This window comes from Methylocystis sp. L43, from assembly GCF_015709525.1.
Classification (GTDB): Bacteria; Pseudomonadota; Alphaproteobacteria; order Rhizobiales; family Beijerinckiaceae; genus Methylocystis.
Window position 1 is genome coordinate 139,198 of the sequence record NZ_JADNRA010000035.1, and the last position, 12,423, is coordinate 151,620.

The following is a 12,423-nucleotide window of genomic DNA, read 5'->3' on the forward strand; positions in this document are numbered from 1 at the left end:
GGCCGGGCTTGTCCCGGCCATCCACGTCTTTATGGCGACGCAGATTGGGAGAACATGGCGCAGTGTCTCGGCGTGGAAGCCCGCGACAAGCGCGGGCATGACGCGGAAAGGGGACGCTTAAGCACGGAATGGGGAGCGCTCATCCCTTGCGGGCGCGGGCGAGCTCCACATTGTGCTGCATGCGCCGAACCATGAGCCGCATCAGGTAAAAGCCAAATTGCGGAGTCTGCGCCGCAAGCTGCAAGAGATCGTCATAGCGCACGCAGAGAAGCTCGACGTCGGTCGCGGCGACCGCGGTGGCGGTGCGGCGATTTTCATTGGTGAACATGCCCATCTCGCCAAAGAGCGTTCCGGGCTTCAGCGTGACGTCGGGCTCGCGCAGATGGATCTCGCCGTGCACCAAGAGATAGGCTTCCTCGGACAGATCGCCGATGCGATGCAGGACGAAGCCTTCGGAAAGCTTTATGGGCCGCATATAGGGACGCAGCCATTCGAAATCGAAATCCTCGGAGGCGGCGGCGCGAATGTCCTGAACGAGCCGCCGGATCTGTCGGAGCCGCACGATGTTGACCGGGACCAGAAAGGCGTTGAGCGCGAAGAGCGGGTAGAGACCCTTGAGAAAGAAGTAGGCGGCGAACAGCGCATTGGCGAGGATCGCCGCGATCCGCAGCGGGATCATGGTGTTCGACACATAAACGAACACGCTCGCCGCCGCGGCGAGATAGCCGATGACTTCGATAAGCAGACCGTTCAGCGTCGTGGGCAGCGTCATGGCGAGATCGCTCGGACTTCAGCTTCGCCCAACACCTTTAGCAGAAGACTTTGTAAAAATGCGAGGGCGGAACACGTCGTCGCCCCGGGCGTTGCAAAGGTCTACGGGGTGGAGCAGGAATCGCCATGACGCAGTCAGCCAGCATTCGTCCCGCCCCCGCCCCGGCTGCTTTTCCGACCGCCGCCGCCATCATTCTTGGCGTGGGGCTTGGCATTTTCTTTGACGGGATCGTTCTGCACCAACTCTTGCAGTGGCATCATCTGGTCAGCAACTGGAGCCCCGCCGGGACTGTCGAGGGGATGGAATTCAACACCTATTGGGACGGGATGTTGCACAGTTTCGCTTATGTCTGCGTCGGCGTCGGACTGTTCCTTCTGTGGCGCGCCTCGCGCCGCGCAGGTTACATGTGGTCCGGCCGGCGCCTGACGGGCGCGCTGCTGATCGGCTGGGGCGGGTTCAACCTTTACGATGGCGTCATCAACCATCTCGTCCTCGGCATCCATCATGTGAATGAACGAGTCGATCGCGCCCAGTGGCCGATCTATGACGCGGGCTTCATCATCTGGGGCGCCGCGATGTTGCTGGCGGGCTTTCTGCTTCTGCGCGGCGGCAAGGCGGAAGTGGAGGGCGAGGTCCAGAGCACGCTCCGATAAAGTTAACATTTTGATTTTGGCGATCCCCGCGTCCCTTCGCGCTTTGCCCTCGCTGCGGCGATTTGGTAAAGGGCGGGAGACTTCCTCGCGCCACACCGAAAGAAACATGGACAAATTCACCACGCTGACGGGCGTCGCGGCGCCGTTGCCGATCATGAACGTCGATACGGACATGATCATCCCCAAGCAATATCTCAAAACCATTCAGCGCACGGGCCTCGGCAAGGGCCTCTTTTCGGAGATGCGCTATCGCGACGACGGTTCCGAGAATCCCGATTTCGTCCTGAACCAGCCGGCCTACCGCAATGCGCGCATCCTCGTCGCCGGCGACAATTTCGGCTGCGGCTCGTCGCGCGAACATGCGCCCTGGGCGCTGCTCGACTTCGGGCTCCGCTGCATCATTTCGACGAGTTTCGCCGATATTTTCTATAACAATTGCTTCAAGAACGGGATTTTGCCGATCGCGGTGAGCGAGGCCGAGCTCGAAAAGCTGATGGACGACGCCAAGCGCGGCGCAAACGCCACCCTCACCGTCGACCTCGCGGCGCAGGAGATTCGCGGACCGGACGGCGGCGTGATCACATTCGACATCGACCCCTTTCGCAAGCACTGCCTGCTGAACGGGCTCGACGACATCGGTCTGACCCTCCAAAAGGCCGAAAAGATCGACGACTACGAAAAGCAGGCCGCGGCGAAGCGCCCTTGGGCCTGACAGCAACGTCGGCGCCGCAGCGCGGCGCCGGGCAAATGTTTCCGAAGCGGCGTTTGGCGCCCCTGACGGGGCGGCGAGCGTCGCTTCCAACCGCTGGACGCCCAGAGCGACGGACAAGGCGCGCTTGAGTTATCTTTCCGCCCTTTCCATGCGATTTCGCACCGCCGGCCAGTCGCTGGCGCGGCTCGCTAACGGCGTGAGGCGCTCGCGAAAGCCCGACGACATCGCGGAAGGCCAATGGCGTGACGCCCAAAACTTAGGCGCCGATTCCGACGAGGCGGCGCGCGACGCAAACTTCTGGGGACCCGCGCCGACAAACGAACAGGCTGAGCCGTCGCCGTCCTTCGAGCCGGGCTCCGTCTATCGGGAACCCGCCGGATTCGACGGCCAGGGCCTGCTTTCCATTCATAATCTGGCGAAGTCCTATAAAGCGCGCCGCGTCGTCGAAGACGTGAGCCTGCATGTGGCGCGAGGCGAGGCGGTCGGGCTGCTGGGCCCCAACGGCGCCGGCAAAACCACTGTCTTCTATATGATCACAGGGCTGGTGAAGCCCGACAAGGGCGTGATTTCGCTCGACGGCTATGATGTGACGCCGCTGCCGATGTATCGGCGCGCACGGCTCGGGATCGGCTATCTGCCGCAGGAGGCGTCGGTGTTCCGGGGCCTCTCGGTGGAGGACAATATCCGCGCCGTGCTCGAGATCACCCAGCCAGACATTAAAAAGCGCGAGGAGGAGCTGGAGGCGCTGCTGGAAGAGTTCCGCCTCACGCGCATGCGCCACACGCCCGCCGTCGCGCTCTCCGGCGGCGAACGGCGTCGCTGCGAGATCGCCCGCGCGCTCGCCGGCCACCCCTCCTTCATGCTGCTCGACGAGCCTTTCGCCGGCATCGATCCGATTGCGGTCGGGGGCATTCAGGACCTTGTGCGGCATTTGAAAGCGCGCGGCATTGGCGTGCTCATCACCGACCACAGCGTTCGCGAGACGCTGGGCCTCACCGACCGCGCTTACATTATCTACAACGGCCATGTGCTGACCGAAGGAACGCCTGACGAAATCGTCGCCAATCCAGACGTTCGGCGCATTTATCTTGGCGAAGATTTCCGCATGTAGCGCCACAGGCGCCGCGAGCGGCGCCAGGGTGCGCGCTAGGCGCCCCAACCAACATTGGTGCGACAAAGCTCGCTTCGCCTTGAGAATCGGGGCAGTTTCGCGTTCGATGAATTGGTGATTAAGGGTTAGGCGATTTGCCCCGCCGCGCGCTGCTTTTTTGGCCCTGTGCGCGCTTGGGCGAAGTGATATAAGCAAGAACCGGGCCGCAAAGCGGCGGCCGATGCGTTCCGAGTGGGCCGAGCGAAGATGGCGATTTCCACCAAATTGATGATGCGTCAGGGCCAAGCCCTGGTGATGACGCCGCAGCTGCTCCAGGCGATCAAGCTGCTGCAGTTTTCCAATTTGGAGCTTGCCGCCTTTTTGCATGACGAGCTCGAGCGCAATCCGCTTCTCGAAGCCCAGGAAGGCGATGGCGGCGTCGACGCGGCCGATCCTTCCCAGGGCGCCGAGCCAAGCGCCGGCGAGGCCTTTGAAGGGCCGCAGGAGGGCGACTGGGCGCAGCAGGATCTCGCCGTCGATTCCGCGACGCTCTCCGCCGATCTCGGCGCCGACATGAGCAACGCTTTTGAGCCCGAGGGTCCCACGATCGGGGAGCGGGCGCGGGATGAAGCCGCGGACGGCGCCGGGCTTTCGGCGACCTCCTGGACCGGGGCCGCCGGCGGTGGGCCGGCTGACGGCGAAGCGCCCAATCTCGAAGCCTATGTCGCCGACCGGCTGAGCCTCCACGAGCATCTCGCCGAACAGCTGGCGCTCGCCTGCCCGGATCCGCGTCACAGACTCATCGGCCAGGCGATCATCGACGCGATCGATGAGAGCGGCTATCTGCGAGAGAGCCTGGGCGAGATCGCCGCGCGTCTCGAGGCGAACATGGCCGAGGCCGAGCACGTTCTGGCGACCATCCAGAGCTTCGACCCTTCCGGCGTCGGCGCGCGCGATCTTGCGGAGTGCCTCGCAATCCAGCTCAAGGAGCGCGACCGCTATGATCCGGCGATGCAGGCGTTCGTCGCCAATCTTGCGCTGGTCGCGCGCCGCGATTTCGCGCAGCTCGCCAAGGTCTGCGGCGTCGACGACGAAGACATCGCCGACATGGCGGCGGAGTTGCGCCGGCTGGAGCCCAAGCCCGGCCGGGCGTTCGGCGGCGCCCCGATTCAGCCGCTCGTCGCCGACGTCATTGTTCGCGCCGCTGCGGACGGCGCCTGGCATGTCGAGCTCAACGCCGACGCGCTGCCGCGCGTGTTGGTCAACCACAGCTATGCGGCGCAAGTCAGCGCGGTCGCCACCGGCCCCGCCGACAAAAGCTTCATTTCGAGCTGCCTGCAGAACGCCAACTGGTTGACCAAGAGTCTCGAGCAGAGGGCCCGCACCATTCTACGCGTCGCCTCTGAAATCGTGCGATTGCAGGACGCCTTCCTCACGCATGGCGTCGAACATCTGCGTCCGCTGAACCTGCGCACGGTCGCCGATGCGATCGGCATGCATGAGTCGACGGTCTCGCGGGTGACGTCGAACAAATACATGATGACGCCGCGCGGCGTCTTCGAGCTTAAATATTTCTTCTCCGCGTCGATCGCCACGACGAGCGGCGCCGCCGCGCATTCGGCCGAGGCGGTGCGCTTTCGCATCAAGCAGATGATCGATCGGGAAACGCCCGACGGCATCCTGTCGGATGACGCGATCGTCGAACGGCTGAAGGCGAGCGACATCGAAATCGCCCGGCGCACGGTTGCGAAATACCGCGACAGTTTGCGCATTCCCTCCTCGGTCGATCGCCGCCGCGCCAAGCTTGCGCAGGCGCGCATGACGACCAATTAATTGTCCTATGTCGTCCTTGGCTTGAAGCTTCGCCGTGAGTGGAGACTCCATTGACTTCGCGCGCCGAGGCTTCTAACGCTGCGCGGAATTTCCGCTCTTTGGCTAGATGGCGGGCGATTCGCCGACCTCTCAGGCGGAATTCCAGGGCGGATGGGGCGCATTGGGCGGTTGGTCTGACGGCGGCGCGGCAGGCGCGCGGCTGGCTCGTTCCGCGGCCGAAACTTCGCTCGCAACGAAAGTTCGGATTGCAAAATGTCTCTTAGGGTTTCCGGCAAGAACATCAACATCGGCGAAGCGCTTCGGGCTCATGTGACGCAGAGGCTGGAGACGGCGGCCGCGAAATATTTCGACGGCCAAGTCAGCGGCCACGTCACCATCTCGCCGGAGGGCTCGGGCTTTCGGGCCGACTGCAGCCTGCATCTCGCCTCAGGCATCGTGTTGCAGGCCGACGGCCGCGCGCAGGAGCCCTACGCTTCCTTCGATCAGGCGGCGGAACGCATCGAAAAGCGCCTGCGCCGCTACAAAAGCAGGCTCAAGAGCCATCATGAGCATGGCCACGGCGGGGCCGATGGCGCTCAGGCCGAGGTTGTCGCCTATCACGTGATTGAAGCGCCCGATCAGGAAAATGAGGCGTCGGCGGAGTTCAGCCCCGCGATCATCGCCGAATCCACCACGCAATTGCGTCGGCTGTCGGTTTCGGCGGCGGTGCTCGACCTCGATCTCACTGGCGCGCCCGTCGTGGTGTTCCGGCACGCCAACACTGGCCGCGTGAATGTCGTCTATCGGCGCGGCGACGAAAATATCGGCTGGATCGACACTCCCGATTCGGACGGCGACGCGCGCTGACGCACAAACGTCGTGGATGGCCATAATAACGGCCTCCTCGGCACGTATCTTGCCATTTTCCCACGTCCCTTCGGGTTTTGGCGAAAATAGCGAGACGTTGAAATTTCAAGGATGGTCGGGGCCTTCGGCGGCCCTAGACCTCCCATGAGAAGCAGGATGATCGTCGCATGCGGCCAACGGACTTGGTATCGCCCGATTCGGTTTGCGCCTCGCTGAAGGCGACGACGAAGAAACACCTTCTCCAGGAACTCAGCGAGAAGGCCGCGAAGATCTGCGGGCTCCCGGCGCGCGAGATCTTCGATGCGCTTCTTCACCGCGAGCGGCTGGGCTCGACCGGGATTGGCGAAGGCATCGCCATTCCACACGGAAAGCTTGCCAAATTGAAGGGGATTTACGGGGTTTTCGGCCGTCTTGATCGCCCTGTCGACTTCGGCTCTCTTGACGGCGCGCCGGTCGATCTCGTTTTCATGATACTCACGCCCGAGAGTTCGGGCGCTGACCATCTCAAGGCGCTTGCCTGCGCCGCCCGGATGCTGAGAGATCAAGGCCTCGTCGCGACGCTACGCGGCACGCGCGACGACGACGCGCTTTATTCGCTCATCGCGCAGCGTTCGAAGCCGTTTGCGGCGTAAAAATTGCGCCGCTCCTTAGAGCGGCGCGCTGCGTTTTTGGGCGCCGCCTCCGTGCGAGGCGTGTCCGCCTTTGCGGCCGGCTTCCGAAGCGAGCGCATGATCGCGCGAGAAGCTCCGCTTGGCCGGATTCACGCTTTGACCGCCCTTGCGCCCTGCCCGGGCCGCGAGGTCGGGGTTCTGCGAGAAACTTCGTTTCTCATCAGGAACGCTTTGTCCGCCCTTGCGCGCAATGGCCCGCTGCTTTTCGGGATCCATCGACGCAAAACCGCGACTGGATTTTTTGTTCTCCTCCATGGGCCGCCTCTCATAGTTTCCCAGCGCCTTCGGCTATAACTCGCCGGGTCGGGCAATGTTTCTGGGAGGCGGCGATTTATCTTTGCAGTCCCGAAGGATCTTCCGCGGGGACGGCGAACGCTTAAAAAACTAATGTTTGCAATAAGATCAGTGGCTCACATGCCGACCCGCGGCGCGGATTGTTCGCGGCGTCCGGCGCGTCGTTCAAAAAACAGCGCCTGGCTAATGACGGCCTTGAGGCTTTCGACGTTGAAAGGTTTGGCGATCAGAAAGGCCGGTTCGGGCGGCTCGCCGGTCAAGAACCGCTCGGGATAGGCGGTCACGAAGATCACCGGGATGGACAGCGAGACGAGGATCTCGTTTACGGCGTCGAGCCCCGAACTGCCGTCCGCCAGCTGGATGTCGGCGAGGATCAATCCCGGGTTGCTTTCTTGTATGGCCGTCAGCGCCTCGGCATGCGTGCGCGGCATGCCGACCACGCGATGTCCCAGCTCCTCGACAATGCTCCTCAGGTCGTGGGCGATCAGGGGCTCGTCCTCGATGATCAGCACGTCGGTCGCGATCTGATCGGCGATCTCGCCATTCGCCGCCTCGATCAGCGCGCTGGCCTCGACGTCCGAAACATTGAGCGTCTGGCCAATCTGGTCGAGATCGAAACCTTCGAGCGCCTGCAGCAAAAATGCTATTCGCGGCTTCAGCGAAATGGCGTCGAGATTGCGTCGGCCGCTTTCCGCCAGCGCGCCGGAGCGATCGGTGTGGGCGTTAATCGGCGCCGCCGCCCAGACGTCAAGGAACAGACGGTAAACGGAGATGCGGAGGTCATCGGAGTCTGTGATCCGGCTTGGTTCCGCGACAACGGTTTCGAGGGTGGCCAGCACATAGGCGTCGCCGCCCTCCCGATCGCCGACCAATGCACGGGCGAAACGTCTCAAATAGGGAATATGCGCTGAAATTTCCTTTGACGCCGACATGTCTTACAACTCCAGCAGCATCGCCTCACAGAGGAGAGGAGTGCGGGCTAAGCGGATTCAACACTTGGACAATACGTCAAAACTGCTCGGCATTTTAGGGAACCAATCCTTCAGCGGTGCGTTTTGCCTATCGTCCTTGCGGCGCAGTATAACGCGGCGGCTCCAGAAATCATGCATATTAAAATAGAGGGCTCCATGGGGAATAAAAATCCGGAGAATATAGTTGCGCGCGCGAAAGCAGACGACGATGCTTTCGCAAGCGACGGGCGGTATTCTTCGAGACCGAGCCCTCGAAGGGTGGAGACGTTTGCAGGGTGGGTGATGACACGTGACGAATTCGGCGACCATCGCCGAGGGGTAGGGGAGCCGCGCTGCGGCGCACAACCGGTCCAGCGACAGCGGCCGGTGGAATTTCAGGACTCGATCGGAAAGGAGCTTCGCAATCTTTACGACGACGTGGTGGCTCAACCGGTCCCCGATCGGTTTTTGAAACTTTTGAACCAACTCGAAACGAATGTGCTATCCTCCCCGGCGACATCAAGCGCGCCGAGGAAGAGTGAGTGAAGGCAAGCGAAGAAGCGCATTCAGCAGGACAGGGATTGAAGGCTGATCTGATCTCAGCCATCCCGAGCTTGCGCGCCTTCGCGGTGTCGATTTGCGGAAACTCCGACCGCGCCGACGACCTGGTTCAGGAAACATTGGTCAAGGCTTGGGGCAGCCTCGCGACGTTTTCGGAAGGCACCAATCTCACCGCCTGGCTGTTCACGATTCTGCGCAACATCTACTACAGCGAATTTCGCAAGCGCCGACGCGAGGCTCCCGATCCCGACGGTCTGATCGCCGGAAGATTGGTCGCGCCGGACTCGCAGCACGCGCATATGGATTTTCTCGACTTCCGCGACGCGATGCAAAAATTGCCGCTCGATCAGCGCGAAGCGCTGATCCTCGTCGGCGCGTCCGGCATGTCATATGAGGAAGCTGCTCAAATCTGCGGCTGCGCGCCGGGCACGATGAAGAGCCGGGTGAACCGCGCCCGCAATCGGCTCTCCGACCTGATGTCGGCGCCGCCGAGCGCCGAGCCGCGCGAATGGTCCTTGGCCGAGGAGTTCTCCGCAGCCACGCGCGATTGAACGCTGCTCGGAAATGCCGCATAGGGAGGCGCGCGAAACGCCCCTTCCCATGCGAGCCAGCCGATGACCGACGATCACAGAATTGAACGCGACTCCTTCGGCGACATCGCCGTGCCGTCCTGGGCCTATTGGGGCGCGCAGACGGAACGCTCGCGGGAGAATTTTCCGATCGGCGGCGACCGCATGCCGATCGAGATCGTGCATGCGCTGGCGCGCATCAAGCTCGCGGCCGCCAAGGTCAACGCCAGGAAGGGCCTGCTCGAGCCCAAAATCGCCGACGCGATCGTCGCCGCCGCGCGCGAAGTGATCGACGGCAAGCTCGACGAGCATTTTCCGCTCGTCGTCTGGCAGACCGGCTCCGGCACCCAGACCAACATGAACGTCAATGAGGTCATCGCCAATCGCGCCAATGAAACGCTCGGCGCGCCGCGCGGCGCGAAATCGCCCGTGCATCCCAACGATCACGTCAATCTCGGGCAGTCGTCGAACGACAGTTTCCCGACCGCCATTCACATCGCCGGCGCCACGACGATCTCCGGTCGGCTGATTCCCGCTGTCGAGCGGCTGCATATTTCGCTCAACGCCAAGGCGGTGAAATTCGCCAATATCATCAAGATCGGCCGCACCCATCTGCAGGATGCGACGCCGGTGACGCTCGGCCAGGAGTTTTCAGGCTATGCGGCGCAGGCCGAATACGCGGAAAGGCGCATCAGAACGACCCTCGCCGATCTTCTGCAGCTCGCCCAGGGCGGCACGGCGGTCGGCACCGGCGTCAACACCTTCAAAGGCTTTGGCGAAGAGGTCGCCGCCGACATCGCCGAGCAGACCGGACTGCCTTTCGTCTCGGCGCCCAACAAATTCGAGGCGCTCGCGACTCACGATGCGATCGTCTTCGCCCATGGCGCGCTCAATGCGCTGGCGTCAGGCCTCTACAAGATCGCGAGCGACATTCGCCTGCTCGGCTCCGGGCCACGCGCCGGCCTCGGGGAACTGAGGCTTCCCGAGAACGAGCCCGGCTCGTCGATCATGCCGGGCAAAGTCAATCCGACCCAGGTCGAGTCGCTGACAATGGTGTGCACGCGGGTTTTCGGCAACAACGCGACGATCACCTTCGCCGCCTCGCAAGGCCATCTCGAACTCAATGTGCTGAAGCCGGTCGTCGGCTTCGCGCTGCTCGAATCGACCATTCTGCTCGCCGACGGCATCAACAGTTTCGTCGCGCGCTGCGTCGACGGCATTGAAGCGGACGAGGCCAATATCAAGCGCTTCCTGGATCGCTCGCTGATGCTCGTCACCGCGCTCGCGCCGAAGATCGGCTATGACGCGGCCTCCAAGATCGCGCGCGCTGCGCACAAAAACGGCACGAGCCTGAAGGAAGAGGCGCTCGCGTCCGGCAAGGTGACGGAAGTCGAATTCGACGAGATCGTGCGGCCGGAAAAGATGCTCGCGCCGAGCGATTGAGCATCCTCCTCTTGACCTCGTCCTTCGAGACGCCGCCTCGATCTCGGGCTTGCCCGAGATCGACGTCTAATGCGCAAGTCGGGTAAACCGCGACTTGCGGGCGGCTCCTCAGGATGAGGTCAAGGGGAGCAAACAGGGTTTCCTTATCCTGAGGAGACCGCGAAGCGGTCGTCTCGAAGGACGAGGAAACCCGGCGTCTCAAGTGCGCCGCGCCTTCCCCTCGCCATGCATCCGCATTAGTTTCGGCTTCTCACCGAGGAGCTCAATTCATGGCCGCGCTCGACGCCGTGCTCACGACCATAGACGCCAATCTCGACGCCTCGAGAGAACGCCTGTTCGATCTCTTGCGCATTCCCTCCGTTTCGACCGATCCGGCCTATAGCGCGCAATGTCTGCGGGCGGCGAACTGGCTCAAGGATCAGCTCAACGGCCTCGGTTACGAAGCGCAGGTGCGCGAGACGCCCGGCCATCCGATCGTCGTTGGCCACGCCAAGGCGAAACGCAAGGATGCGCCGCATGTGCTGTTCTACGGCCATTATGACGTGCAGCCGCCAGATCCCTTGGAACTGTGGGAAACCGAACCGTTCGCGCCGCGGCTGACCGAGGGCAAGGACGGCAAGGACATCGTCGCCCGCGGCGCCTCGGACGACAAAGGCCAGCTGATGACCTTTCTCGAAGCCTGCCGCGCATTCGAAGCGAATGGCGGCCTGCCCTGCAACGTCACCTTTCTGTTTGAGGGCGAAGAGGAGACGGGGTCGCCTTCGCTTCCGGGCTTTCTCGCCGCGCATAAGGACGAACTCTCGGCGCCAGATCTCGCGCTCGTTTGCGACACCAGCATGTGGAACGCGTCGACGCCGGCGATCACAGTGATGCTGCGCGGGCTGGCGCTCGAAGAGGTGATCATCAAAGGGCCGAGCCATGATCTTCATTCCGGCATGTTCGGCGGGCCGGTGCTGAATCCGATTCATGTGCTGGCGAAAATCATCGCCGATCTGCATGACATCGAGGGCAAGGTGACGCTGCCCGGCTTCTACGCCAGCGTGCCGGAGATTCCGCAAGACATCGCCGAGCAATGGCGCGCCATCGACTTCGATGAGGCCAAATGGCTCTCGGAAGTCGGCCTCACGCGCGTTGGCGGCGAAACGGGCCGCGGAATCATCGAGCAGATCTGGGCGCGCCCGACCTGTGACGTCAACGGAATCATCGGCGGCTACACCGGCGCGGGATCGAAGACGGTGCTGCCGGCGCAGGCGTCGGCGAAATTTTCCTTTCGCCTCGTCGGCAAGCAGGACGCCAAAACGATCCTGGAAAGCTTCCGTAGCTTCGTGCGCGAGCGTCTGCCAACGGACGCGAAAGCCGAATTCATTTCACATGGCGCGTCGAACGCTCTGCAACTTCCCTTCGGCTCGGAGGCGCTCAATCGCGCCCGCCGCGCGCTGGCGGAAGAATGGGAGAAGGAAGCGGTGCTCGCCGGCTGCGGCGGCTCGATCCCGATCGTCGGCGCCTTCAAGCGCGACCTCAATATGGATTCGCTGATGATCGGCTTCGCGCATGACGACGACCGCATTCATTCGCCGAATGAGAAATATTCCTACGCGTCGTTCCACAAGGGAACGCGCTCCTGGGCGCGCGTGCTGCACGCGCTGGCGGCGGCGTAATCGCAGTGAGAGAAGCAATCTTCTACGGCCACGCTCTTGACTCGCGATGCGATCGGCACTCTATTTTGCGACAGACGGTTCCTAACGGGATCAAAATGGGAATGCGGTGAGCGCGCTGCTTCGTGCGCAATTCCGCGGCTGCCCCCGCAACTGTAAGCGGCGAGCCGACGACCACTAAGCCACTGGAGCCATAAGGCTCTGGGAAGGCGGTCCGAGGCGACAACCCGCGAGCCAGGAGACCTGCCGTCGCTTCGTGGTCACGCGCGAAAGCGTCGGGCGGGGTGCACCGATGCGGCCGATGCCCTGCGTCTTTAGCGGCGTGTGGCGGAGACCTTTCGCAGTGACGGCCCACGTTCGCTGCGAGTCCAGCT

At 62.9% G+C, this 12,423-nt stretch carries 13 protein-coding genes and 1 riboswitch; of the genes, 10 read left to right on the plus strand and 3 right to left on the minus strand.

Going from position 1 to position 12,423, the window contains the following annotated elements; translation table 11 throughout:
- Window positions 1-139: 139 nt before the first annotated feature.
- Window positions 140-772 (minus strand): cyclic nucleotide-binding domain-containing protein, encoded by a 633-nt coding sequence (locus IYX23_RS16870; RefSeq protein WP_196394136.1) that lies wholly within the window; start codon window positions 770-772, stop codon window positions 140-142.
- A gap of 125 nt (window positions 773-897) precedes the next feature.
- Between IYX23_RS16870 and IYX23_RS16875 the strand changes: the two genes are divergently transcribed.
- From IYX23_RS16875 to IYX23_RS16900, 6 genes are all read left to right on the plus strand, one after another.
- Window positions 898-1,425: a DUF2243 domain-containing protein gene (locus IYX23_RS16875; protein ID WP_196394137.1), complete on the plus strand. Its 528-nt coding sequence runs from the start codon at window positions 898-900 to the stop codon at window positions 1,423-1,425.
- A gap of 106 nt (window positions 1,426-1,531) precedes the next feature.
- Window positions 1,532-2,137 carry a 3-isopropylmalate dehydratase small subunit gene (gene leuD / locus IYX23_RS16880; RefSeq protein WP_018406398.1) on the plus strand — a complete coding sequence of 202 codons (606 nt, stop codon included), beginning with the start codon at window positions 1,532-1,534 and terminating at the stop codon, window positions 2,135-2,137.
- A 124-nt stretch (window positions 2,138-2,261) separates the two neighbouring features.
- Window positions 2,262-3,248, plus strand: coding sequence for an LPS export ABC transporter ATP-binding protein (gene lptB, locus IYX23_RS16885; protein ID WP_196394138.1), 987 nt, complete (start codon window positions 2,262-2,264; stop codon window positions 3,246-3,248).
- A 246-nt stretch (window positions 3,249-3,494) separates the two neighbouring features.
- Complete coding sequence (rpoN, locus tag IYX23_RS16890) at window positions 3,495-5,060, plus strand: RNA polymerase factor sigma-54 (RefSeq protein WP_196394139.1); 1,566 nt, start codon at window positions 3,495-3,497, stop codon at window positions 5,058-5,060.
- A gap of 252 nt (window positions 5,061-5,312) precedes the next feature.
- Window positions 5,313-5,906 carry a ribosome-associated translation inhibitor RaiA gene (raiA, locus tag IYX23_RS16895; RefSeq protein WP_196394140.1) on the plus strand — a complete coding sequence of 198 codons (594 nt, stop codon included), beginning with the start codon at window positions 5,313-5,315 and terminating at the stop codon, window positions 5,904-5,906.
- A 167-nt stretch (window positions 5,907-6,073) separates the two neighbouring features.
- Window positions 6,074-6,538, plus strand: a complete 465-nt coding sequence (locus IYX23_RS16900; protein ID WP_196394141.1) for a PTS sugar transporter subunit IIA — start codon at window positions 6,074-6,076, stop codon at window positions 6,536-6,538.
- Window positions 6,539-6,553: 15 nt separating this feature from the next.
- On the opposite strand, the gene IYX23_RS16905 is transcribed toward IYX23_RS16900, so the two are convergent.
- Complete coding sequence (locus IYX23_RS16905) at window positions 6,554-6,832, minus strand: general stress protein (RefSeq protein ID WP_014891685.1); 279 nt, start codon at window positions 6,830-6,832, stop codon at window positions 6,554-6,556.
- Window positions 6,833-6,987: 155 nt separating this feature from the next.
- On the minus strand, window positions 6,988-7,803 hold the full coding sequence (locus tag IYX23_RS16910) for a response regulator (RefSeq protein ID WP_196394142.1): 816 nt from the start codon (window positions 7,801-7,803) through the stop codon (window positions 6,988-6,990).
- Between the two features lie 321 nt (window positions 7,804-8,124).
- Between IYX23_RS16910 and IYX23_RS20320 the strand changes: the two genes are divergently transcribed.
- From IYX23_RS20320 to IYX23_RS16930, 4 genes are all read left to right on the plus strand, one after another.
- Window positions 8,125-8,367: a NepR family anti-sigma factor gene (locus IYX23_RS20320; RefSeq protein ID WP_246716934.1), complete on the plus strand. Its 243-nt coding sequence runs from the start codon at window positions 8,125-8,127 to the stop codon at window positions 8,365-8,367.
- Window positions 8,364-8,933, plus strand: a complete 570-nt coding sequence (locus IYX23_RS16920) for a sigma-70 family RNA polymerase sigma factor (protein WP_196394143.1) — start codon at window positions 8,364-8,366, stop codon at window positions 8,931-8,933. Before IYX23_RS20320 ends, IYX23_RS16920 begins: the two co-directional genes overlap by 4 nt.
- Before the next feature lie 63 nt (window positions 8,934-8,996).
- Window positions 8,997-10,394 carry a class II fumarate hydratase gene (gene fumC, locus IYX23_RS16925; RefSeq protein ID WP_196394144.1) on the plus strand — a complete coding sequence of 466 codons (1,398 nt, stop codon included), beginning with the start codon at window positions 8,997-8,999 and terminating at the stop codon, window positions 10,392-10,394.
- A gap of 269 nt (window positions 10,395-10,663) precedes the next feature.
- A complete protein-coding gene (locus IYX23_RS16930; protein ID WP_196394145.1) occupies window positions 10,664-12,052 on the plus strand; it encodes a M20/M25/M40 family metallo-hydrolase in 1,389 nt (462 codons plus the stop codon).
- Window positions 12,053-12,110: 58 nt separating this feature from the next.
- Window positions 12,111-12,315, plus strand: a riboswitch (cobalamin riboswitch).
- The last annotated feature ends 108 nt before the right edge of the window (window positions 12,316-12,423 follow it).

Coding starts and splice junctions, on each gene's coding strand:
- IYX23_RS16870 (WP_196394136.1), bottom strand. CDS start 772: ATGACGCTGCCCACGACGCTGAACGGTCTGCTTATCGAAGTCATCGGC.
- IYX23_RS16875 (WP_196394137.1), top strand. CDS start 898: ATGACGCAGTCAGCCAGCATTCGTCCCGCCCCCGCCCCGGCTGCTTTT.
- leuD (WP_018406398.1), top strand. CDS start 1,532: ATGGACAAATTCACCACGCTGACGGGCGTCGCGGCGCCGTTGCCGATC.
- rpoN (WP_196394139.1), top strand. CDS start 3,495: ATGGCGATTTCCACCAAATTGATGATGCGTCAGGGCCAAGCCCTGGTG.
- raiA (WP_196394140.1), top strand. CDS start 5,313: ATGTCTCTTAGGGTTTCCGGCAAGAACATCAACATCGGCGAAGCGCTT.
- IYX23_RS16900 (WP_196394141.1), top strand. CDS start 6,074: ATGCGGCCAACGGACTTGGTATCGCCCGATTCGGTTTGCGCCTCGCTG.
- IYX23_RS16905 (WP_014891685.1), bottom strand. CDS start 6,832: ATGGAGGAGAACAAAAAATCCAGTCGCGGTTTTGCGTCGATGGATCCC.
- IYX23_RS16910 (WP_196394142.1), bottom strand. CDS start 7,803: ATGTCGGCGTCAAAGGAAATTTCAGCGCATATTCCCTATTTGAGACGT.
- IYX23_RS20320 (WP_246716934.1), top strand. CDS start 8,125: ATGACACGTGACGAATTCGGCGACCATCGCCGAGGGGTAGGGGAGCCG.
- fumC (WP_196394144.1), top strand. CDS start 8,997: ATGACCGACGATCACAGAATTGAACGCGACTCCTTCGGCGACATCGCC.
- IYX23_RS16930 (WP_196394145.1), top strand. CDS start 10,664: ATGGCCGCGCTCGACGCCGTGCTCACGACCATAGACGCCAATCTCGAC.